This is a genomic window from Pseudomonas brassicacearum subsp. brassicacearum (genome assembly GCF_008801605.1).
In the GTDB taxonomy this organism is placed as follows: Bacteria; Pseudomonadota; Gammaproteobacteria; order Pseudomonadales; family Pseudomonadaceae; genus Aquipseudomonas; species Aquipseudomonas brassicacearum.
This window is the reverse complement of the sequence record NZ_VZPJ01000005.1, coordinates 143,740-164,184: the sequence shown is the minus strand read 5'-3', so window position 1 is coordinate 164,184 and position 20,445 is coordinate 143,740. Positions and strand designations below refer to the sequence as shown.

The following is a 20,445-nucleotide window of genomic DNA, read 5'->3' as shown; positions in this document are numbered from 1 at the left end:
TAGCCGTACCGTTTCGCTTGTCGAATCGACTCGCCTGTTTTTGGCGATAATTGAAAGTGTTGACGGCGTGCTGTTAAGTAAATGAAACACTTGGCAGGATAACAATCCGTTGAACCCTGCTTATCGACAGGCCGACAGCAACGAACGGGCCGTGGCCTCTATAAAAACTCAAGTTGCCCGGTCGCTCGCCGATAGGTTGCGCAGCAATCCCATTCGAAGGACCGGAGCATGTTTTACCCACGCGAAGCTGAAAAAGACCACCTGTATAACCGAATCGTCCTGCTTACCGTTGCTTGCTGTGTACTGCTATTTCTAGCCTCTCTGGCAAAACACTCAGGGTCCATTTATGGGGCCATTCGGTGGAGCGCTGTCGAGGTAAACGGCACCGTGACGCAACTGGAAAGCATCCCGATGAATGAAAACGGCATCATCATTCGTTACCAATATGCCGACGGTGATCAGCAAGTCCATGAAGACGAATACGTGGACCAACGCTATAACGAACATGATCAGTACGAGGTAGGGGGGGACGTTCCCCTGCTGTATTCACGTTGGTTTCCCCAAATCAGCAGCATCGCCACCGAGCTACACACTTATCGCGCCAGCTTCTTCGTCATGGCTGGCGGGGTATTGCTGACATTGGTGTTCTTCGGAATTTCCTTCATGACGTTCGGTCGCATTTACCGCATGAAAGAAGAAGACCGCTTCTATTGAGCGGTCTGGCAACAACCGCTCAGGCAAACCGGAGTGCTGCGCGCCTCCTCATGGATAAGGAGTTATGGATGACCGCTGTCTCGACACTCAAGCAGTACTCGCTAAAAAGCTGGGCCGCGATCGTGGCGATTGTTGGCTTGTTGGCCGGGTTCCCCAGCATTTCATCCTGGTTGGCCGAAATGAGGGCCGACTACTACAAAAGCCACTTCATTGGTCGTTGGACCGAAGCGTTCAGCTATCCCAACGGCGACGGCATGAAGTTCGAGTTCAAGGGCACCATCGAATACTTCGCCAACAATCATTACAACGTCAGCGGCGTCGTCGCGCTGGTTGGGACAGAGCCTTCGAAGCCGTTCAGGCTCGAATACAGCGCCAATGGCGCCGGCACCTGGAGCGCAGACAGCGAAAACCTGTCGTTCACGCTGCAGCAGATGAAGACGTTACCCAAGACCTACTCGGTTGACGGCCAAGATATTTCGCCTTTGACAGTGGCGCAATTTATCGGCCCCAGCATGCCCAACCTCAGTGATATCTACCCCGAAGGGGGATCGGGGCAGGCGCGCATCAAGGAGGTGGATAAGAACAGGATGGTCCTGGAGCAAATGGATCTTGAGGGCAGGCCCTTTATCGTGACTGCGGATCGTCAGGTAGCAGGGCAATCCGAGCCGTAGCTTTACCATTTGCGAAAAGCGCACCGGCTAAGACAGAATCCCGCCTTCATAGACTCGATAAGGATGCGAGCATTGAAGTTTGAAACAGGCCAATTTTCTGGCAACCATGGAATTATCTTCAGCGTATCGCGCTTCACCCTGTCAGCCGATGAACGGGGTAGCCTCAGAACACTGCACTTTGGCGAAGCGAAATCCGCCCACTATGAAGTGAGCAACCAGGTGGTGGAGCTCTACGACAAAATGCTCGCCAAGGATTTACCCTGCCAAATGATGATCGGGATTTCAAAACCCCTGACCCGGCAACAAGGTGATTTACTCAACGCCCAACGAATGAGTATCGCCAACCTAACCACTGGCGTTTTCGCCACGGCGGCCGGCAAATTAATGCCCGGCGCAGCCCTTCCTGTGGGATGGGCGGTCCGCGAGTTCACACTGGGCAAGTTGCCGACCTATCACGCCGGTGATGTCATCGTTAGCCTGGATGCACAAGTTAGCGGTGGCATAGGTCCGCAACGCTCCGGATCCTCCATGATCATCAAGGCTCAAGGAGGTTAGGACTATGAGCGAATATGGCCTGTACGCCTTGGCATACGCGGTGTTCCTGCTGCTGTTCTTCTATATGAAATCCTACGACCTCAGGAAATGGCTCGGCATAACCCTGCTTGCGCTGGGATTTGCGAGTATTTTTGCGCTGCCATCCTTCATCTCGGGCTTTGATGTGGGTATCGCTTCAACCAGTGCTATTGCTATCGGTGCGGCACTGTTTTTTAGCCGGGCACGGTATGTGGCGTGAGTCTGTATTTCTCTTTGATTGACCACTCACTCCGTGGCTACCAGCTGTCTCGATAATCGAAGGAGACCTGATAGACGTAGGTGGGCCAATCAATTGAATGCTGAAAATAAGGTTGGAGAATTTTTATCCATTCTTGTGGGACATTAAAGCCTCCGTTATTTATGTTGTTTTCGATTGGAATCCCTAAGGCTTCAATGACAGTGCCGTCCTCGCCCAAGTCTTTTGAATATCCTTCTCCTTCGTAGGATTCGGTTTGCTTGCTAAACCATTCAAGTCTGAGTTTGAGTCCCATTTGGCTCGTTCAGCTTTTTGATCTGGTTTTGGTTGAGGGGGTGTCGGCGCTAGTCCCGATGAAATATTCCAGGCCGGCAGGGAATTTCATGTCGAGTGTTTTCTCTATTTTTTTGAGTTGCTCTTCCGTTATCTCCAGCTCTCCTGGTTCAACAGCGTTGAATGGTTTTGCTTCAGTTATCTGGGCTAGCGCTTCGTTTTGCTCGGCGTTTTTTATGCAAATCTCAAATTGCAGTGAATCGTCTTTCTTGTCGTCTGGATAGAAGCCTGTTATTGAGAAGTAACGCATGGTATCCCTCTTTTTGATGCTTTTTAGTGAATTAGTTGCTGCTGGTTAAAAAAAGCAACAGGTTTCGTGGTAACTCTATTGAGCACGAATCTTCCAGTGCTTCAATTTGAGATGTGTTCAGTGCGTAGTCGTAAAAATAACTTTCTTCTTTGTTCCAATTCATTATCTTTGCTAGAGCCTGAGTGTCAATGCAGAGAGTTTTTTCGTATGAAGCGAAGTCGTCACCGTCTATCGCGCCCATTATTTTATGTTTCATGGGGTTATCCTATAGTGCCGTGTCGTGAGTTCATTCATAAACCTGCCTTTAGGATCCTCCCATTTTCAACGCTTTACGTCGCCGCTACGTACAAACGTTTTGATGGGAGGTGGCTAGTTGTTTTTTACCAATTAGCTCGGTACCGAAATGCAATTTGATAATCGAATTTTTCTGGGGCGATTGAATGCTCAAAGAAGGGCTGAATGATAGGTATCCATTCGGCGCGTACATCAAAGCCCCCGTCATATATTTCGGGTTCGCTTTCCAGATCCAGCGCGGTGATTACTGACAAATCATCCCCCAAGTCGTTCGAATATTCTTTGCCTTCGCCCAATTCGGTTTTTTTGTCGTACCAATCCAATCTTATTTTTAAGCCCATCGAATCCTCACAAATATTTTTTGATGTTGCGGTTTTTTCTAGCTTTACCTACTTGCACTCCCGTCCGATGATCGAACGCGCCTAAATGACTTCCGTCGCTTGCGCGATATACCTCTAGCTCGCCATGTTGGGAGTCCCATTCGTAAATGGTCCTTCCTTTAGGACCAACCCAACGTTCTCTGAGTCCAGCCCCTCCTTGTTTTGGTGTTTTCTTTTTTACCTCTTTGAGATTTGAAAAACCGGTAATTTCTTCGGTTTCTGGTGCTGGATAGTAGTCATGGTCGGCGTTACCGCTTCGCCTGACAGAGACCACAACATAAACCGGCCGAACTCCCGAATCCGCCGGAAACACCAGAATGAAATCCCTGTACTCCGGCGGGTAGATCGGGTCGACGATGATGCTGTCGGCCATCGGCGTCGGCGGGTAGATCCAAATAGGCGGTGCCTGGGGTGCAGCTTCCAGGGCAGGAATGCCGAGGGTGTCAGCCGGATTGGTAGCCGGCGTCCAGATCAGTTCAATGCCATCTCCCAGGTCGGCGATGAACTGATCGGCTCGCGACGTGAACTGAACAACATCAACCATTTCCCAATCGGGATGCTGGCCGGTATAGAAGCCATACCCCTTGAGACTGCCGTCGGCCTGCTGCTCGACGCTCAGGCGCATGCGGCTGCGGGCCTGCTTGAGGTCGCGTAGCTGGTCTTCGCTGTAAAGCGCGCTGTCGCCCAGATTGGACGGCCAGAGCAGGGCGACGATGCCTGTTAGCAGGGCTGCGCCAACGGTGCTGCCAGCAACTGCAGCCGAGGAGGTTGCCGAACCGCCCAGCGCGAGCCGGCCCAAGGTAACGGGAACCGTGCCGGCGCCGATCCGCTTGAGGGGGATCGTGCCGGATGGATCGGCGCCGCGACCGCCGAGCCACATGAGTTCGCCGTACTGCTTGACCAGATCGGCCGGGACGTAGCCGCTGGGGTTGCTGTAATCGATGATGCCGTCGGGGAGCTTGCAGCTCTTGGCAAACACGCTTCCGGTCACGCTGAATACGGGCTTTTTATCCACCGTGGCCCAGCGCTCTCGTTCATAGGCTGCCTGCCGGGCAAGCATGGCTTCGTAAGCCAACTGCCGGGCTTCGCGCTCGGCCAGTTCGCTGGCGGTCATGTCCCGATAGGTGACGTGATGCCCGTCGCCGCCGGGCGGGTTTCGGACCTGGGGGATATCTTTTTTGCGTGTCGCCACGTAGTGAATCTCGTCCGCTAAATGCAGCACAGACGCTAACGCGGGAAGATAGGGGCGCGATGTAGGAGGTTTCTTGAAGTGGTCGTTCCGGTTTCCTCAAAACAGGTAGGGCTGGATATGAGAGGCCGGAACAATTTGAAGTGTCAGATGGGGCTGTCAGTCATTGGGCAACCGCAACTCGCGAGCCGACGTCGCCTTGCGCCTTTGCCTACAACTACGCCAGAATCCGCCGGCTTGTTCGCCTTGGATTGCGTCGGTAGTTTGAGACCTGTCACTGCTCATCAGTGATCGGGTTTAGTCGCCCGTCGTTGCTAAGTCGCTCAAGCGTCCATCAGTCAGGTATCCCCATCCCTGCACTCGATGGTGGCTGTGCGCAGGGCGCCTCCGGGCGCGCCGATTTCTTAGCTCGTCGGTCGACTAACCTGCGTACAGCTGCCTCCCAATCGTTTAGTCGCGAACGGGAAGTAGCCTCAACCAAAGAGAGCTAAGGCCATGGTCAAAATTACACCGAATCCTCCAGTTACAGACGAACCCACATCTCGTGCCCAGTCTGCCCGCAACAAGAAGCTCGACGACGCTGCCACTCGCGCGTTGGATTACTACCTGAAATCCAAGCCTATGGGCGAGACGTCTGACAAGCCAGACTCCATTTTTCGGATTGATCCGGGGGTTGATTCTGAGTGTTTGCTTGCGAATCTCAGTGAGAACCTGGCTTCGGCGAATGCCATGATCAGTGATTTGGCGTTTGATCTGGATGGTTCGCGACGGCGTGTTGCGATGGGGATTTTGCAGGTGATTGAGGTGAGTGAGCTGTTGGCGAACCGGGCTTTGGATATTGTTGAGGTGAGGTAGGGCAACAGAGCTACGTGCTGCTTGGATTTGAAAAAAGGTCTTGCCCAGCAAGGCCTTTTTTGTACCCGAGGGAGGCCGAGCGCTCCAGCAGGCCCGAGGCCCCAAAGGTTACCATTCTTCATCCGTGCGAGATTTTCTTCTGCTAGCTGAGGTGCGACAAATTTTCGCAGGGCAGCAGTGGCTTTTTGCTGCTATACCTGAGTGAGCATATACGGCGCGGTGCAAACGGGAGTTCAGGATGAAGATTCTTGCAGGGTTGGTCGCGGGATTGATATTAGCCATTCTTGTTTCGACAGTTGTAGCTATCGCCGGGGCGGCATCTCCGAGGGCCGCCGGAGGGACTGGCGCGATTGTTTTTTTCGTAATATGGATTATTGCATTAGCAATAGCTGTCTCCGCTCCCTCTGCTGGCAAGGCATGGCGTCGACTTTTGGTCACCTCAGGCATTGCTGCGTTCATGCTTCCGTTGGCTGGTATTGTTTTTACCGGTAGCCATATCGCAACGAATATTAGCGGTGCTCATTCAGGCGCAGAAACCGCAGGAGCTGCAATTGGCGGCACCTTGGTGAGTGGCTTCTTAGGGTTTGTTGGCTTCTTCTTGGGGGTGATTTTTCTCATCGTCGGTTTGTTGGTTGGTCGAGATAAACAGGTGATTTACATTCAGCCGCCATCAAACTCCTAAGACGAAAAATTGCGTCGGTTTGAAGGTTGTCTACGTCGCAAGTAATAAATTTTTTGGCTGTTAAACCAGGGGGGGCGTGGCGGGACTTTTTAAATAAATCCGTCCCCTTTGTCCTGATTGCTGCATCCTTATCCGTGCAGAACGGTCGAACTATGGTCGTCGCGAAAAGTGGCGGCAAGGGCGGGTGCACACTCGGCCCTGATCGAAACGAAAATAATCCAATCACCGTCGCCCCTGGAGCGACCCAGTGGCTCACCGTTGGTACGAATATAGAATTGCGGGGCGTTTCGTCTTACCTAACGGACGAAAAAATGTCCGACGTATTTGTACACGAAACGGCGGGTGTACCTTTCACTATTGCGCAACTGACATATGTGGATGACCTGAACGCCTATTTTGAAAAATCCTACGGACGACAGGCGAAATTAAAAGTCACTATGCAGTCCATCTCGAATAAAAGACACGTTTTTTACTTCCCAATAGCACGTGGCAAGGATCTTTTTGCGAAGGATGGAAGCTTGCACCATGACTGGTTCATTGCTAATTGGAAAGACTGGAGAAATGTTCGGTCTTTAGGTGGATATAAATGTGAAGTGAAGAGGAATACCTGATAAAGGCTAAACTCCACCTAAGGAGTTTGTATTCAGATCGTTAACTCACAATTTGGCGTTCGACAGGTAGCTATCTACTGCTGGAGGCCAGACTCTAAACTCTTTATGCAATATGAAGCATCTGATTGCAGTAATGCCGGATGGTGTTTAGTTTTTCAATTGAGTTTTCTATAGGGGCAGACCTGCAAGTCTCAATGGCCGCTCTAATTTTCTCACTATTCTCTTCAAATAAAGCTTTGGCAAACGATGGAGTCAAGTTCGATTCCATTGTCTTAGATGTTTCATAAAAATCATATGATGTGCCGAGTAAATAAGCATGTCGCTCTACAGTGGATAGTTGTTGGATCAGTAAGTCAATAAAATCACAGGAAAACTCAAGGCAGAAAGTTCTGACATCTTCAGACGGTACAGGAATACACAGTAAGTGATTATTGCTATCCAGTCTTCTTATATCCAGAGGAACGTAAAATCGCCCATCCACCCAAGAGCTTATGATTGGATTACCATCGTGGGTGGCGGCATTCCGACTGAGGTAAAAGAACTCACCATGCCGCAGAGTTTTAATTGTCCCCCAAGTAACGCTCATGCCCGAGAACGTTGAAATCGAATCTTTCAGCGTTTGGACCAAGTTCGATAGTGCTGAAAAGCCGTAGACTACAATCTTTCCGGTTCCCTCCGGGTGATCCCGGCCAGCAATGAAACATGAAAGCGAATCATCACAAGCTATCACGATTTCATTCAAGCGATACGCGAACTCGCCGACCTTGCCAGTAAAATAATTAGCTACCCAGCGCTTCTGTCGCTCCAGCTCTTCCTCTATTGACTTGCTCACGTGCTATCCCTGCATTGTTAACAGATTGGATTTGTATCGTAACGTGCTTAGCCTCAGATCGGCTACGACTATGAGGATCTACCCGGAACCCTGTGTAAGAGCGGTGTGTTTTTTTCTGACCGATGCTGCATTCCGCGACGGCCATCTAGAGACGTTTGGGAGTATCGTGTATTTTACTGATTGCAGCCACGACTGACCGCTTTTGCTTAAGCTATCTGTCAGTTGCTTCGAATGCTACTTTCTGGTCTCAGTGCTTCTCATCTATAACAGTGAGGCTGTATGAATAACCAACTCGCCATTTTGATCCGCGACTATCAAGCAAGCGTCGGCGCCGCTGTGGATTTGATGCAACGGTCTGGTATCCCTCGGCCCCCGACCAATAGGGATTGGGTGGGAACTGACATTCCTCATCGCGGAGAGCTTGAAGGCGGAGTTCGTTACTTCAAGCACGGCTATGGCTGTGCGGTTAGCCTCCCCACAGGTACAGTAGACTTTGACTTTGGAGCCCATGGCGAGATCGCTGGCTTTGACGTATGGCGACTTGCTAGTTTTGCCGGCGACAAGCTGTCGGAATACGGTTTTGCTGATGAGGATGCAATCAAAGAGTCCTTCGAAGCAGAAGTGGAGGCCGGGTCTCTAATGTATTCCGGGTACATTCTCTACTACTTAGCGGATGCCATCTGACATTTCATGACGACATAGTCCGTTCTACCCATGCATTGAGTTCTCAGTACAGAGCGTCTGCCTGGATCTGCCAATTTTGGTCACCCCAACGGCTACTTTTGGCCGAGAGTTGCCTTCTCGAATCAGTGTTACGGGGGCTGTAGAACGGCTAACCCTGTCGAATTGATATGCTGGCAGATTGCAGCGCGCGAAGCACTGGCCTGTGGATGAAATGGCTTCCGTCAGAGTAGGCGCGCAAACAGACGACGGGTTCGTCTTCGCCACGGAAGATGTCGTTACATATCCTTGTTGCTTTGCGGAGTGCGGTTAGGAACTGATCGATCACTCCGCTGACTCGGAGAGTTCAAAGCGCAAGCCGCCGGGATAGGAATAGAACAGTGGTCTGGCGAACGTGTTGCAGCCAAAAATTCGCTCGATTTCGATTTGTAGATTCACGTGTGTCCTTGGCAGCTCTTCAACCGTTTTCATGGTTTGGGTGGTGCGACGGGATGTTACGAGGCCTCGGATAGTGGGTCGATGACCTTGAGTGTCGCACCGCTAGCCGTCGCCGCGTTCTCGCGTTCAGTCGAACTCCACATTTGGCGCGAGCGATGGATACTCAAGGCTCAGGTCATCAAGGCACTTTTGCATGAGCTCAGCATCTTTAGGCAAGCGTTTGCACAAAGCATCCCACCCGGAAATTTTCAGTTGCACGGGCATTTCCACCAATCCTGTAATTGCGTCCCAGAAGGCATCCCAGTTACGGCCGTACCAGCCGGGGAATCTGAGCGCATCGCTCAGGGTGGAATGGAATTCGTCGGTACTCATCACTCCGCTTAGGTCAATCTGCACAAGCTGTGGGCGGGTCATCGTCCAAACCTCAATAGCGTTTAACGGTTAGCGATCAGAACTGAATTGGGGCGGATTGTTTTCATTGGTCGAGCTGTTCTGTCCACTTCTTTTAGGCGTCTGTTTCTGTGCGAGCGGGCCCGTCATGGCTGACGTTAACAGCCACTTCAGCTTTTGAAATCCGACAAAACAAACGAAGTACAACTTGTAAGATAAACCTCAACCTTCTCCAACGACGGCATCACCTCGCTACACGACTCGGTGCGTTCCCCGTCAGCCTCTCGAATCAGGCTAACGGTATATCCGCCCTCAACCCGCCGCAGGGTGCCAACATATTTAACCGCACGACCCTCTTCGTCACTAAACGATGTAGCGACGAGATCCTTCTCCGGCAAGGCTTGCTCCGTTCGCACCATCAGCGCCTTACGCTTCGTGGCGTAATCCTTCGCGGCGAGCGCGCCGACAATCGCGACGGCGATCCAGAAGAGCATTTCCAGATTGCTCACCATCCGCCGTTTCGCTTCATGGGTTTCGGTTAGCCAACTGCCCATCGCTGCGATGATGTCGTCCATGGATTGCCTGCGTAGGCGTGTGTTTTGCCTGTTAAGTCTGCAACGCGGAGCGTCGCGGGATGCGTTACCACGCGGAGCGTGGGAACGAGCGCTGCTGTTTATAGAATATCTTTCACATAACCGTTAAGCGCGATGAGCGGAGCGTGAAGGTCGTCCATCTTCTGCACAGCGCTGAAATCCGCAGCTAAACGATGCAGCTCTCGGCCCAGCACCGTATCCATCCCGCCAATCGCTCCCAACGCTAAATCCAGGCATCGACTGATTTCGCCCTGAATCCCAGCCACATCGCCCCGCCGTATCAGCAACTCAAAAACCTCACGGTCGCAACTGCCCATCAACGGATCATCCCGCAGAATTGGGCTGTGGCCTTCTGTCTCATAAGCCAGCTTGAGGGAGTAAAGAGCGACCGTTTCCAGCAGCAATTCCATGGGGTGAAGTCCTTTGTGACTGGGTGAGGAGGGTGGGGTGATGGTTAATGTCTTGGATTTGGCTGCTCGGGGTATTGGTGAGGGTGGAGACTTTTTTGTGAGCGCTTCGCGCTCAAGCGGGAGCAAGCTCCCTCGCCACAGGTTTTTCCTCTATAACAGGTCTTCCCCTACCACAGGGTTTTCCCTGCTACAGGTTCTTCTCTACCACCGGGGTTCTTCCTTGTTCCCAGGTTCTTCCTTTCCATGGGGTTGGCTATGGGGGACCGCTTCGCGGCCCAGCGGGGATAAATCCCCTCGCCACAAAGGGGGAATAGATTCCTTCACCACAAAGGGGAGTGGGGATATATCTCCTCACCACAAAAGCGCGTGGGGAATTGGCTGAGCTCTGCATTAGCCGCGAAAAACCACTTTCCTGCAGACGAAAAAAAAGACCTTGAATTTCAAGGTCTTTCTTTAAGATGGTGCCCCGAGGGAGACTCGAACTCCCACTCCTTTCGAAAACGGATTTTGAATCCGCCGCGTCTACCAATTCCGCCATCAGGGCTCAATGGCGGCGAAGTATAGAGAGGTGCCTACCGTTGGTCAATCACGTTTCATGGTGAATTTTTGATATTTCCGCTAGACTTTCCGGCCCTGCTAGACGAACCCCATCATGCGTGTTGCTGACTTTACCTTCGAACTCCCGGATTCGCTGATCGCTCGCCACCCTCTGGCCGAGCGTCGCGCCAGTCGACTGTTGACCCTGGACGGGGTCAGCGGTGCCATGGCTCACCGTCAATTCACTGATTTGCTTGAGCATTTGCGCCCGGGCGATTTGATGGTGTTCAACAATACCCGGGTGATTCCGGCACGTTTGTTTGGCCAGAAGGCCTCCGGCGGCAAGCTGGAGATTCTGGTGGAGCGGGTGCTGGACAGCCATCGCGTGCTGGCCCATGTGCGGTCGAGCAAGTCGCCCAAGCCCGGTTCGTCGATCTTGATCGACGGCGGCGGTGAGGCGCGGATGGTGGCGCGCCATGATGCGTTGTTCGAGCTGGAGTTTGCCGAAGAGGTGTTGCCGCTGCTCGACCGTGTCGGGCACATGCCGTTGCCTCCTTATATAGACCGCCCGGACGAAGGTTCGGACCGCGAGCGTTATCAGACCGTGTACGCCGAGCGCCTGGGGGCGGTGGCGGCGCCGACGGCGGGGCTGCATTTTGATCAGCCGTTGCTGGAGGCCATTGCGGCCAAGGGCGTGGAGACCGCGTTCGTGACGCTGCACGTCGGCGCTGGCACATTCCAGCCGGTGCGCGTCGAGCGCATCGAAGACCACCACATGCACAACGAATGGCTGGAAGTGAGCCAGGAAGTGGTCGATGCCGTGGCGGCCTGTCGCGCGCGCGGCGGGCGGGTGGTGGCGGTGGGGACCACCAGCGTGCGCTCCCTGGAAAGCGCCGCGCGCGATGGCATGCTCAAGCCGTTCAGTGGCGACACCGATATCTTTATCTACCCGGGCCGGCCGTTTCATGTGGTCGATGCCCTGGTTACCAACTTTCATTTGCCCGAATCCACGCTGTTGATGCTGGTTTCGGCGTTCGCCGGTTATCCCGAAGCCATGGCCGCCTACAAGGCCGCCGTCGAGCATGGATACCGCTTTTTCAGCTACGGTGATGCGATGTTCATCACCCGTAACCCCGCGCCACGCGGACCCGAGGAAACAGTATGAGTCGCACCTGTCGCATGTCCTTCGAGTTGCTCGCCACCGATGGCAAGGCTCGTCGCGGTCGTCTGACCTTCCCCCGCGGTACCGTGGAAACCCCCGCGTTCATGCCGGTGGGCACCTACGGCACGGTCAAGGGCATGCTGCCACGGGACATCGAGGCGATTGGCGCGGAAATCATCCTGGGTAATACCTTCCACCTGTGGCTGCGCCCGGGCATGGAAGTGATCAAGGCCCACGGTGACCTGCACGATTTCATGCAGTGGAAAGGCCCGATCCTGACCGACTCCGGCGGCTTCCAGGTGTTCAGCCTCGGTGCGATGCGCAAGATCAAGGAGGAGGGCGTGACCTTCGCTTCTCCGGTGGACGGTTCCAAGGTGTTCATGGGGCCGGAAGAGTCGATGCAGGTGCAACGCGACCTGGGCTCGGACATCGTGATGATCTTCGACGAATGCACACCGTACCCGGCCGATGAAGATGTGGCGCGGGTGTCCATGGAGCTGTCGTTGCGCTGGGCCCAGCGGTCGAAGAACGCCCATGGCGACAATACCGCCGCGCTGTTCGGCATCGTCCAGGGCGGCATGCACCGCGACCTGCGCATGCGCTCGCTCGAAGGCCTGGACAAGATCGGCTTCGACGGCCTGGCGATTGGCGGCCTGTCGGTGGGCGAGCCCAAGCACGAGATGATCAAGGTGCTCGATTACCTGCCGGGTGAAATGCCCGCTGACAAACCTCGTTACCTTATGGGCGTTGGCAAACCGGAAGATCTGGTTGAGGGTGTGCGCCGCGGTGTGGACATGTTCGATTGCGTGATGCCAACCCGTAATGCCCGCAACGGGCATCTGTTCATCGACACTGGTGTGCTGAAGATCCGTAACGCGTTTCATCGCCATGATAATTCGCCGCTGGATCCGACGTGCGATTGCTACACCTGCCAGAACTTCTCTCGCGCTTATCTGCATCATTTGGACAAGTGCGGCGAAATGCTCGGCAGTATGCTCAATACCATCCACAATTTGCGCCATTACCAGGTGCTTATGGCTGGTTTGCGCGAGGCTATTCAACAGGGTACATTGGCCGCCTTTGTCGAGGCCTTCTATGCCAAGCGCGGGTTGCCTGTACCGCCCTTGGACTGAGTTTTCCGATCCCTAGATTCAATACTTGCAACTGGAGTGCTAAATGAGCTTTTTTATCTCTAATGCCATGGCTGACGCGGCTGCACCTGCTGCTGCCGGCCCTATGGGCGGCGGTTTCGAGTGGATTTTCCTGGTCGGCTTCCTGGTCATCTTCTACCTGATGATCTGGCGTCCACAGGCCAAGCGCGCCAAAGAGCAGAAGAACCTGCTGAGCAACTTGCAGAAGGGCGATGAAGTGGTCACCACCGGCGGTATCGCTGGCAAGATCACCAAAGTGGCTGATGACTTCGTGGTTCTGGAAGTGTCCGACACTGTTGAAATGAAGTTCCAGAAGGGCGCTATCGCGGCCACGCTGCCAAAGGGCACGCTGAAAGCGATCTAAGTAACAACTTCTATTCAATCGACGGGGCGCGCAAGGCGCCCCGCGTCATAAGCGGGCGGCGTGATGCTGAACAAATACCCTCTGTGGAAATATGTACTGATCCTGGCGGTGCTGGCGGTCGGTCTGATTTATTCCGCTCCCAATCTATACCCGGATGACCCGGCCATTCAGGTCAGTGGCGCAAGCACTGCGCTGCAGGTCACCCAGGCCGATCTGGACCGTGCGAGCGCTGCGCTCAAAGCGTCCAATATCGAGGTCAAGGCTGCGTCCATCGCCGAAAACGGCAAGGGCGGCCTGTTGCGTCTGGCCAAGGCCGAAGACCAACTGCCAGCCAAGGACGTGGTGCGCAAGGCGTTGGGCGACGATTACGTTGTGGCCCTGAACCTGGCCCAGACCACCCCGCAATGGCTGCGCAAGCTCGGCGCGCATCCGATGAAGCTGGGTCTGGACTTGTCCGGCGGTGTGCACTTCCTGCTGGAAGTGGACATGGAAAAAGCCCTCGATGCGCGACTGAAAGTCTACGAAGGCGACGTCAAGAGCTTGCTGCGTAAAGAGCGCGTGCGTTATCGCAGCCTGCCGCAACTCGACGGTGCCATTCAGTTGGGCTTCAGCGATACCGATACCCGCGAGCAGGCCCGTAGCCTGATCCGCAAGAACTTCAATGATTTCGACGTTGTGCCGGCCGACCTCAATGGTCAGCCAGTGCTGCGTCTGGCGATGACCCCGGCCAAGCTGGCGGAAATCCGCGAATACTCCATCAAGCAGAACTTGACCACGGTGCGTAACCGCGTCAACGAGCTGGGTGTGGCCGAGCCGATCGTGCAGCGCCAGGGCGCCAACCGCATCGTGGTTGAGCTGCCAGGCGTGCAGGACACTGCCGAAGCCAAGCGTATCCTCGGCAAGACCGCCAACCTGGAATTCCGTCTGGCCGCTGAGCCGGGTGCTTCCAAGGCGACTTCCGAGAGCTTCGAGTTCCGTGAGGGCAATCGGCCGGCGGCGCAGATCGAGCGTGGCCTGATCATCACCGGTGACCAGGTGACTGACGCCAAGGCGGGCTTCGACGAGCAGGGTCGTCCACAGGTGAACATTCGCCTCGACGGCCATGGCGGCGAACTGATGAGCCGCGCTACGCGCAGCAACGTCGGTCGCAGCATGGCGGTGATCTTCATCGAGCAGAAGCCGACCACCACTTACACCAAGCAAGTGGTCAACGGCGTCGAGAAAGACGTCGCGGTGCAGACCTTCAAGGAAGAGAAGAAGATCATCAGCCTGGCGACCATCCAGTCGCCACTGGGCAGCCAGTTCCGCATCACCGGCCTGAACGGCCAGGGTGAATCCTCGGAACTGGCCCTGCTGCTGCGTGCCGGTGGTCTGGCCGCGCCAATGTACTTCGCTGAAGAGCGCACCATTGGCCCGAGCCTGGGTGCCGACAACATCACCAAGGGTATCGATGCTTCGCTGTGGGGCATGCTGTTCGTGTCGCTGTTCATCATCGCCATCTACCGCTTCTTCGGCATCATCGCCACCGTCGCGCTGGCGGTGAACATGGTGATGCTGCTGGCCTTGATGTCGCTGCTGGGTGCCACGCTGACCCTGCCGGGTATCGCCGGTATCGTGTTGACCATGGGTATGGCGGTGGACGCCAACGTGCTGATCTTCTCGCGGATACGTGAAGAGATCGCCGCGGGCATGACAATTCAACGGGCAATCAACGAAGGCTTCGGCCGGGCATTCACCGCGATTCTCGACGCCAACCTGACCACGTTGCTGGTCGGCGGGATTCTCTTCGCCATGGGCACCGGCCCGGTCAAGGGCTTCGCAGTGACCATGTCCCTCGGGATCTTTACCTCGATGTTCACAGCCATCATGGTGACCCGCGCAATGGTCAACCTGATCTTTGGCGGTCGTGACTTCAAGAAGTTGTGGATTTAAGGGGCTGCCATGTTACGTACAATCAACTTCATGGGCGTTCGCAACGTTGCGTTCGGCGTCACATTGTTCCTTACCGTACTGGCGTTGTTCAGCTGGTTCCACAAGGGCCTGAACTACGGCCTGGACTTCACCGGCGGTACGCTCATCGAGCTGACCTACGAGCGTCCGGCCGACGTCACCAAGGTGCGTGAGCAGTTGGTGACCTCGGGCTACAGCGATGCCATCGTGCAGAGCTTTGGTGCGACCACCGACCTGCTGGTGCGTATGCCGGGTGCAGACCCGCAGTTGGGTCACCAGGTGGCTGAAGCCTTGCAGAAGGCCGGCGGTGACAACCCGGCCCAGGTCAAGCGCGTCGAGTTCGTTGGCCCGCAAGTGGGTGAAGAGCTGCGCGACCAGGGCGGCCTCGGCATGCTCATGGCCCTGGGCGGCATCCTGCTCTACCTGGCCTTCCGCTTTCAGTGGAAGTTCGCGGTAGGCGCGATTGTCTCGCTGATCCACGACGTGATCGTGACCGTGGGCATCCTGTCGTTCTTCCAGATCACCTTCGACCTGACGGTGCTGGCGGCGGTGCTGGCGATCATCGGTTACTCGCTCAACGACACCATCGTGGTGTTCGACCGGGTACGTGAGAACTTCCGCGTGCTGCGCAAGGCCTCGCTGATCGAGAACATCAACATCTCGACCACCCAGACCCTGCTGCGGACCATGGCGACGTCGATCTCCACCTTGCTGGCGATTGCTGCGCTGTTGTTCTTTGGTGGCGACAATTTGTTCGGTTTCTCCATCGCGCTGTTCATCGGCGTGTTGGCGGGTACTTACTCGTCGATCTACATCGCCAACGTGGTGCTGATCTGGCTGAACCTGAGCACCGAGGATCTGATTCCTCCGGCTGCTGCTGAAACGGAAGTGGACGACCGCCCGTAAGGCTCCGGTTTCCATCCGTCACCACTGAAAAGGCGCGAGTTGAACTCGCGCCTTTTTTTGTGCTCCAAGGCTGGGAGAAGCGCGGATTAATCCGCTTGTGATGGTCAGGAGGTTCAAGTGAACAAATCGATGCTGGTTGGTGCGGTATTGGGTGCTGTCGGTGTAACAGCCGGTGGTGCGGTCGCCACCTACAGCTTGGTAAAAAGTGGCCCTGAGTATGCGCAAGTATTGGCCGTGGAGCCGGTCAAGACCCAAATCAAGACCCCGCGTGAAGTGTGCAAGGACGTCACCGTGACTCGGCAGAAGCCAGTCCAGGATCAGCACCAGATCGCCGGTACCGTATTGGGCGCCGTAGCCGGTGGCCTGCTGGGCAACCAGATCGGCGGCGGCACCGGTAAGAAGATCGCAACCGTGGCGGGTGCGGCCGGTGGTGGTTATGCCGGTAACAAGATTCAGGAAGGCATGCAGGAGCGCGACACCTACACCACCACCCAGACTCGCTGCAACACGGTCAATGACATCAGCGACAAGGTTGTAGGCTACGACGTTCGCTACATGCTCGACGGCAAAGAAGGCAAAGTCCGCATGGACCGCGACCCGGGCAACCAGATCCCGGTGAACAAGGAAGGCCAACTGATCCTGGGCCAGAACGAACCGGCTCAGTGATCCAACCGCTATGAAAGAAGCACCCTTCGGGGTGCTTTTTTTTTCGCCCGCATTTACTACTCCACCTCAAACCCCCTGTGGGAGCGAGCTTGCTCGCGATAGCGGTGGTTAAGCTTGCGTGGATGTCTGATGTTGTAACCGATCGTTCCCACGCTCTGCGTGGGCATGCATCCCGTGACGCTCTGCGTCACCTTCCAGAAGCGGAACGCGGAGCGTCCCTGGCGGCATTCCCACGCGGAGCGTGAGGAACGATCGGCGTATGAGGCAGGCATAAAAAAAGCACCCCGAAGGGTGCTTTTTTGTAGCCGGTTGCTTAGCGCTTCAGCGAAGCCGGCAGGTGCGGCTGGATGGCGGTGAGCACAGCCTTGAAGCATTTGGTGTTGCCGGCAACGATGTGGCCTTTTTCAAGGAAGTCGTGGCCGCCGGTGAAGTCGCTCACCAAACCACCGGCTTCCTGGATCAGCAGGGCGCCAGCAGCCATGTCCCATTCGGACAGGCCCGATTCCCAGAACGCATCGAAACGGCCAGCGGCCACATAAGCCAGGTCCAGGCTCGCAGCGCCGGCGCGGCGGATGCCGGCGGTCTGGCCGACCAGGGCGCGGAACATGCCCAGGTAGTTGTCCAGGTTGTCCATCTGGTCATCGCGGAACGGGAAGCCGGTACCCAGCAGGGCGCCGTCCAGGCTGGTGCGGCCGCTGACGCGCAGGCGACGGCCGTTCAGTTGGGCGCCACGGCCACGGCTGGCGGTGAATTCTTCCTGGCGAACCGGGTCCAGCACGACGGCGTGTTCCAGGCGGCCACGGTATTTGCAGGCGATGCTGACAGCGAAGTGAGGAATGCCGCGCAGGAAGTTGGTGGTGCCGTCCAGCGGATCGATGATCCACAGGTACTCTTCGCCTTCGATGCCAGTACCGGCGTGCATGCCGGTCTCTTCACCGAGGATGGAGTGGTTCGGGTAAGCCTTGCGCAGGGCGTCGACGATCTTTTGCTCGGCGGCGCGATCAACCTCGGACACGTAGTCCTTGGCGTCTTTTTCATCGACCTTGATGGTATCCAGGCGCTCGATGGAGCGGAAGATCAGTTCACTGGCGCTGCGGGCGGCGCGCAGCGCGATATTCAGCATGGGCTGCATGGATGTGTCACCTAAGGTTGTTAAAGAAAGCCGCGCATTCTATCAGAAAGTTTTCTCAGGAGAAGGTTGGTGTTCGCTTTCATAGCTTAACGGTAGGTGCTTATGTAAGATTTGCTCCCTTTATCGTGTTCGAGAGCGCCTCCCTTGTTGCAGAACATTCGTGTCGTCCTGGTCAATACCAGCCATCCGGGTAACATCGGCGGAGCTGCGCGGGCCATGAAGAACATGGGCCTGTCGCGCCTGGTGCTGGTCGAACCGCGCTTGTTTCCCCATCACGAAGCTGACGCCCGGGCCTCTGGCGCCGGTGACATCCTCGCCAACGCGCAGGTCGTCGCTACTCTGGAAGACGCCCTGGTGGGATGCAACCTGGTGCTCGGCACCAGCGCCCGCGACCGGCGTATCCCCTGGCCACTGCTCGACCCCCGCGAATGCGGCACCAAAGTGGTCGAGGAAGCCGCGCAAGGCTTTGAGATTGCCCTGGTGTTCGGCCGTGAAGACTCCGGCCTGACCAACGACGAGCTGCAGCGATGTCACTTTCACGTGCATATCCCTTCCGACCCCGAGTTCAGTTCCTTGAACCTGGGGGCGGCGGTGCAGGTGTTGAGCTATGAAGTGCGCATGGCTTGGCTGGCAGCTGAAGGCAAGCCCAGCAAAATCGAAAAAACCGAGGTCACGTCGCCGCGCAGTGAGACACTGGCGACCATGGACGAACTGGAACGGTTCTATGAACACCTGGAACAGACCCTGGTGGACATCGAGTTCCTCGACCCGGAAAAGCCGCGACACTTGATGGCGCGCCTGCGTCGGTTGTACGGACGAAGCTCGGTCAGCCGGGCGGAGATGAATATATTGCGCGGCATCCTCACGGAAACCCAGAAAGCGGCCCGTGGCGAGCTGATTAAGCGGAAGAAATAAAATGTTCGAACGTTTGCGTGAAGATATCCAAAGTGTTTTCCATCGTGACCCGGCGGCGCGCAATGCCTTTGAAGTGCTGACCTGCTACCCGGGGATGCACGCGATCTGGATCCACCGCCTGTCCGGCGCCTTGTGGAACATGGGCTGGAAGTGGCTGGCGCGGCTGGTCTCGAACTTCGGGCGCTGGCTGACCGGGATCGAGATCCACCCGGGCGCCAAGGTCGGTCGCCGGTTCTTCATCGACCACGGCATGGGCATCGTCATCGGCGAAACCGCCGAGATCGGCGATGACGTGACCCTGTACCAGGGCGTGACCCTCGGCGGCACCAGCTGGAACAAAGGCAAACGCCACCCGACCCTGGAAGACGGCGTGGTAGTGGGCGCCGGCGCCAAGGTGCTCGGGCCGTTCACGGTTGGGGCGGGGGCGAAAGTCGGCTCCAATGCCGTGGTTACCAAGGCCGTGCCGCCTGGCGCGACCGTGGTGGGCATCCCTGGGCGGATCATCGTCAAGTCCGATGACGAGCAGGACGCCCGCCGCAAGGCCATGGCCGAGAAGATCGGTTTCGACGCCTACGGTGTCGGCGAAGACATGCCCGACCCGGTCGCCCGCGCCATCAACCAGTTGCTCGATCACCTGCAGGCCGTCGATGGGCGCCTGGAGGGGATGTGCGGCGCCCTGAAGGACCTGGGCAGTAATTACTGTGCCAAGGACCTGCCTGAACTGCGCGAGGAAGATTTTGCGTGTGTGAAGGACAAGGATGAGACCCAGGCCAGCTGAAACCCTACTGGCCTCATCGCGAGCAAGCTCGCTCCCACAGGGGGGCTTTGGTGGATGCACAATTCGTGTACGCCGCAGATCCCATGTGGGAGCGAGCTTGCTCGCGATAAACGATAACGCGGTATCACTGGTCGCCGCCGGCCAGCCTTTGCTATGATGCGCGCGCTCTTTCGCGGGTAAACCTGAGTAAAGTACTAGGTCTTATACTTGACTTAAATACTCGGGAATTGCATACTCGCCCCCATTCCGAACTCCGTGGTAATTGTCCATGCGACTGACTACAAAAGGCCGATACGCCGTGACCGCAATGCTGGATCTGGCATTGCATGCGCAGCACGGGCCGGTGTCCCTGGCCGATATCTCCGAGCGCCAGGGCATTTCCCTGTCTTATCTTGAGCAGCTGTTCGCCAAGCTGCGCCGTAGCAACCTGGTTTCCAGCGTTCGCGGCCCTGGCGGCGGCTACCAGCTGTCGCGCGACATGCAGGGCATCCAGGTCGCCCAGGTGATCGATGCGGTGAACGAATCGGTCGATGCGACCAAATGCCAGGGCCTTGGCGACTGCCATGGCGGCGATACTTGCCTGACCCACCACTTGTGGTGCGATCTCAGCCTGCAGATTCACGAATTTCTAAGCGGTATCAGCTTGGCTGACCTTGTAACTCGTCGTGAGGTGCAAGAAGTAGCCCAGCGTCAGGACCAGCGTCGTTGCAATAGCAAGGCGCCGCACCTGGACAAGATTGAAGCGTCCGCCGTCGAATGACTGCCGCAGAG

The 20,445-nt window shown here is 56.1% G+C and carries 27 protein-coding genes and 1 tRNA gene; 17 read left to right on the top strand and 11 right to left on the bottom strand.

Going from position 1 to position 20,445, the window contains the following annotated elements; translation table 11 throughout:
- Positions 1 to 228 precede the first annotated feature (228 nt).
- The 4 genes from F7R20_RS14040 to F7R20_RS14025 all read left to right on the top strand — a co-directional run bounded on the left by F7R20_RS14040 (position 229) and on the right by F7R20_RS14025 (position 2,178).
- The gene (locus F7R20_RS14040) at positions 229 to 714 is read left to right on the top strand and encodes a DUF3592 domain-containing protein (RefSeq protein ID WP_033028059.1); all 486 of its coding nucleotides are present in this window, start codon (positions 229 to 231) and stop codon (positions 712 to 714) included.
- A gap of 68 nt (positions 715 to 782) precedes the next feature.
- Entirely contained in the window at positions 783 to 1,385 is a 603-nt protein-coding gene (locus tag F7R20_RS14035; protein WP_003197950.1) for a hypothetical protein, read from the top strand.
- A 72-nt stretch (positions 1,386 to 1,457) separates the two neighbouring features.
- A complete protein-coding gene (locus tag F7R20_RS14030; RefSeq protein ID WP_003197952.1) occupies positions 1,458 to 1,940 on the top strand; it encodes a hypothetical protein in 483 nt (160 codons plus the stop codon).
- A gap of 4 nt (positions 1,941 to 1,944) precedes the next feature.
- Positions 1,945 to 2,178, top strand: coding sequence for a hypothetical protein (locus tag F7R20_RS14025; RefSeq protein WP_003197955.1), 234 nt, complete (start codon positions 1,945 to 1,947; stop codon positions 2,176 to 2,178).
- 37 nt (positions 2,179 to 2,215) lie between these two features.
- On the opposite strand, the gene F7R20_RS14020 is transcribed toward F7R20_RS14025, so the two are convergent.
- From F7R20_RS14020 to F7R20_RS14000, 5 genes are all read right to left on the bottom strand, one after another.
- Positions 2,216 to 2,470 carry a colicin E3-like toxin immunity protein gene (locus tag F7R20_RS14020; RefSeq protein WP_028237252.1) on the bottom strand — a complete coding sequence of 85 codons (255 nt, stop codon included), beginning with the start codon at positions 2,468 to 2,470 and terminating at the stop codon, positions 2,216 to 2,218.
- A gap of 9 nt (positions 2,471 to 2,479) precedes the next feature.
- A complete protein-coding gene (locus F7R20_RS14015; protein WP_003197957.1) occupies positions 2,480 to 2,758 on the bottom strand; it encodes a pyocin S6 family toxin immunity protein in 279 nt (92 codons plus the stop codon).
- A gap of 31 nt (positions 2,759 to 2,789) precedes the next feature.
- Positions 2,790 to 3,014: a hypothetical protein gene (locus F7R20_RS31800; protein WP_028237251.1), complete on the bottom strand. Its 225-nt coding sequence runs from the start codon at positions 3,012 to 3,014 to the stop codon at positions 2,790 to 2,792.
- 124 nt (positions 3,015 to 3,138) lie between these two features.
- Positions 3,139 to 3,393 (bottom strand): colicin E3-like toxin immunity protein, encoded by a 255-nt coding sequence (locus F7R20_RS14005; RefSeq protein ID WP_003197959.1) that lies wholly within the window; start codon positions 3,391 to 3,393, stop codon positions 3,139 to 3,141.
- Positions 3,394 to 3,400: 7 nt separating this feature from the next.
- Positions 3,401 to 4,624: a colicin E3/pyocin S6 family cytotoxin gene (locus F7R20_RS14000; RefSeq protein ID WP_003197961.1), complete on the bottom strand. Its 1,224-nt coding sequence runs from the start codon at positions 4,622 to 4,624 to the stop codon at positions 3,401 to 3,403.
- Between the two features lie 492 nt (positions 4,625 to 5,116).
- Between F7R20_RS14000 and F7R20_RS13995 the strand changes: the two genes are divergently transcribed.
- From F7R20_RS13995 to F7R20_RS13985, 3 genes are all read left to right on the top strand, one after another.
- On the top strand, positions 5,117 to 5,476 hold the full coding sequence (locus F7R20_RS13995; protein WP_003197963.1) for a DUF6124 family protein: 360 nt from the start codon (positions 5,117 to 5,119) through the stop codon (positions 5,474 to 5,476).
- A 238-nt stretch (positions 5,477 to 5,714) separates the two neighbouring features.
- Positions 5,715 to 6,158, top strand: coding sequence for a hypothetical protein (locus F7R20_RS13990; protein ID WP_003197964.1), 444 nt, complete (start codon positions 5,715 to 5,717; stop codon positions 6,156 to 6,158).
- 311 nt (positions 6,159 to 6,469) lie between these two features.
- Positions 6,470 to 6,769, top strand: a complete 300-nt coding sequence (locus F7R20_RS13985) for a hypothetical protein (RefSeq protein WP_149632265.1) — start codon at positions 6,470 to 6,472, stop codon at positions 6,767 to 6,769.
- Positions 6,770 to 6,872: 103 nt separating this feature from the next.
- On the opposite strand, the gene F7R20_RS13980 is transcribed toward F7R20_RS13985, so the two are convergent.
- Positions 6,873 to 7,601, bottom strand: coding sequence for a hypothetical protein (locus tag F7R20_RS13980; protein WP_003197968.1), 729 nt, complete (start codon positions 7,599 to 7,601; stop codon positions 6,873 to 6,875).
- A gap of 279 nt (positions 7,602 to 7,880) precedes the next feature.
- On the opposite strand from F7R20_RS13980, the gene F7R20_RS13975 reads away from it, so the two are divergent.
- On the top strand, positions 7,881 to 8,285 hold the full coding sequence (locus F7R20_RS13975; protein ID WP_003197970.1) for a DUF6896 domain-containing protein: 405 nt from the start codon (positions 7,881 to 7,883) through the stop codon (positions 8,283 to 8,285).
- A 561-nt stretch (positions 8,286 to 8,846) separates the two neighbouring features.
- Here F7R20_RS13975 and F7R20_RS13970 read toward each other — a convergent pair.
- The 4 genes from F7R20_RS13970 to F7R20_RS13955 form a co-directional block, all read right to left on the bottom strand.
- A complete protein-coding gene (locus tag F7R20_RS13970; RefSeq protein ID WP_003197972.1) occupies positions 8,847 to 9,134 on the bottom strand; it encodes a barstar family protein in 288 nt (95 codons plus the stop codon).
- Positions 9,135 to 9,280: 146 nt separating this feature from the next.
- A complete protein-coding gene (locus tag F7R20_RS13965) occupies positions 9,281 to 9,685 on the bottom strand; it encodes a hypothetical protein (RefSeq protein WP_003197974.1) in 405 nt (134 codons plus the stop codon).
- Between the two features lie 98 nt (positions 9,686 to 9,783).
- A complete protein-coding gene (locus F7R20_RS13960) occupies positions 9,784 to 10,113 on the bottom strand; it encodes a hypothetical protein (protein ID WP_003197976.1) in 330 nt (109 codons plus the stop codon).
- Between the two features lie 459 nt (positions 10,114 to 10,572).
- A tRNA-Leu gene (locus tag F7R20_RS13955) sits at positions 10,573 to 10,657 on the bottom strand.
- Between the two features lie 108 nt (positions 10,658 to 10,765).
- On the opposite strand from F7R20_RS13955, the gene queA reads away from it, so the two are divergent.
- The 6 genes from queA (at position 10,766) to F7R20_RS13925 (ending at position 16,849) form a co-directional block, all read left to right on the top strand.
- Positions 10,766 to 11,815 carry a tRNA preQ1(34) S-adenosylmethionine ribosyltransferase-isomerase QueA gene (queA, locus tag F7R20_RS13950; protein ID WP_003197978.1) on the top strand — a complete coding sequence of 350 codons (1,050 nt, stop codon included), beginning with the start codon at positions 10,766 to 10,768 and terminating at the stop codon, positions 11,813 to 11,815.
- 14 nt (positions 11,816 to 11,829) lie between these two features.
- Complete coding sequence (gene tgt, locus F7R20_RS13945) at positions 11,830 to 12,945, top strand: tRNA guanosine(34) transglycosylase Tgt (RefSeq protein WP_161796642.1); 1,116 nt, start codon at positions 11,830 to 11,832, stop codon at positions 12,943 to 12,945.
- Between the two features lie 43 nt (positions 12,946 to 12,988).
- Positions 12,989 to 13,327: a preprotein translocase subunit YajC gene (gene yajC / locus F7R20_RS13940; RefSeq protein WP_003197982.1), complete on the top strand. Its 339-nt coding sequence runs from the start codon at positions 12,989 to 12,991 to the stop codon at positions 13,325 to 13,327.
- A 63-nt stretch (positions 13,328 to 13,390) separates the two neighbouring features.
- Complete coding sequence (gene secD / locus F7R20_RS13935) at positions 13,391 to 15,259, top strand: protein translocase subunit SecD (RefSeq protein WP_003197983.1); 1,869 nt, start codon at positions 13,391 to 13,393, stop codon at positions 15,257 to 15,259.
- Positions 15,260 to 15,268: 9 nt separating this feature from the next.
- Positions 15,269 to 16,183 (top strand): protein translocase subunit SecF, encoded by a 915-nt coding sequence (gene secF, locus F7R20_RS13930; RefSeq protein ID WP_003197985.1) that lies wholly within the window; start codon positions 15,269 to 15,271, stop codon positions 16,181 to 16,183.
- A gap of 117 nt (positions 16,184 to 16,300) precedes the next feature.
- Positions 16,301 to 16,849 carry a glycine zipper 2TM domain-containing protein gene (locus F7R20_RS13925; protein WP_003197986.1) on the top strand — a complete coding sequence of 183 codons (549 nt, stop codon included), beginning with the start codon at positions 16,301 to 16,303 and terminating at the stop codon, positions 16,847 to 16,849.
- 313 nt (positions 16,850 to 17,162) lie between these two features.
- Here the strand turns inward: F7R20_RS13925 and suhB are convergent, their stop codons facing one another.
- Complete coding sequence (gene suhB / locus F7R20_RS13920) at positions 17,163 to 17,981, bottom strand: type III secretion system regulator SuhB (protein WP_003185165.1); 819 nt, start codon at positions 17,979 to 17,981, stop codon at positions 17,163 to 17,165.
- 144 nt (positions 17,982 to 18,125) lie between these two features.
- On the opposite strand from suhB, the gene trmJ reads away from it, so the two are divergent.
- From trmJ to iscR, 3 genes are all read left to right on the top strand, one after another.
- Positions 18,126 to 18,896 (top strand): tRNA (cytosine(32)/uridine(32)-2'-O)-methyltransferase TrmJ, encoded by a 771-nt coding sequence (gene trmJ / locus F7R20_RS13915; RefSeq protein ID WP_003197989.1) that lies wholly within the window; start codon positions 18,126 to 18,128, stop codon positions 18,894 to 18,896.
- A gap of 1 nt (position 18,897) precedes the next feature.
- Positions 18,898 to 19,674, top strand: coding sequence for a serine O-acetyltransferase (cysE, locus tag F7R20_RS13910; protein ID WP_003197992.1), 777 nt, complete (start codon positions 18,898 to 18,900; stop codon positions 19,672 to 19,674).
- A 268-nt stretch (positions 19,675 to 19,942) separates the two neighbouring features.
- Complete coding sequence (iscR, locus tag F7R20_RS13905; protein WP_003185160.1) at positions 19,943 to 20,434, top strand: Fe-S cluster assembly transcriptional regulator IscR; 492 nt, start codon at positions 19,943 to 19,945, stop codon at positions 20,432 to 20,434.
- Positions 20,435 to 20,445: the final 11 nt, after the last annotated feature.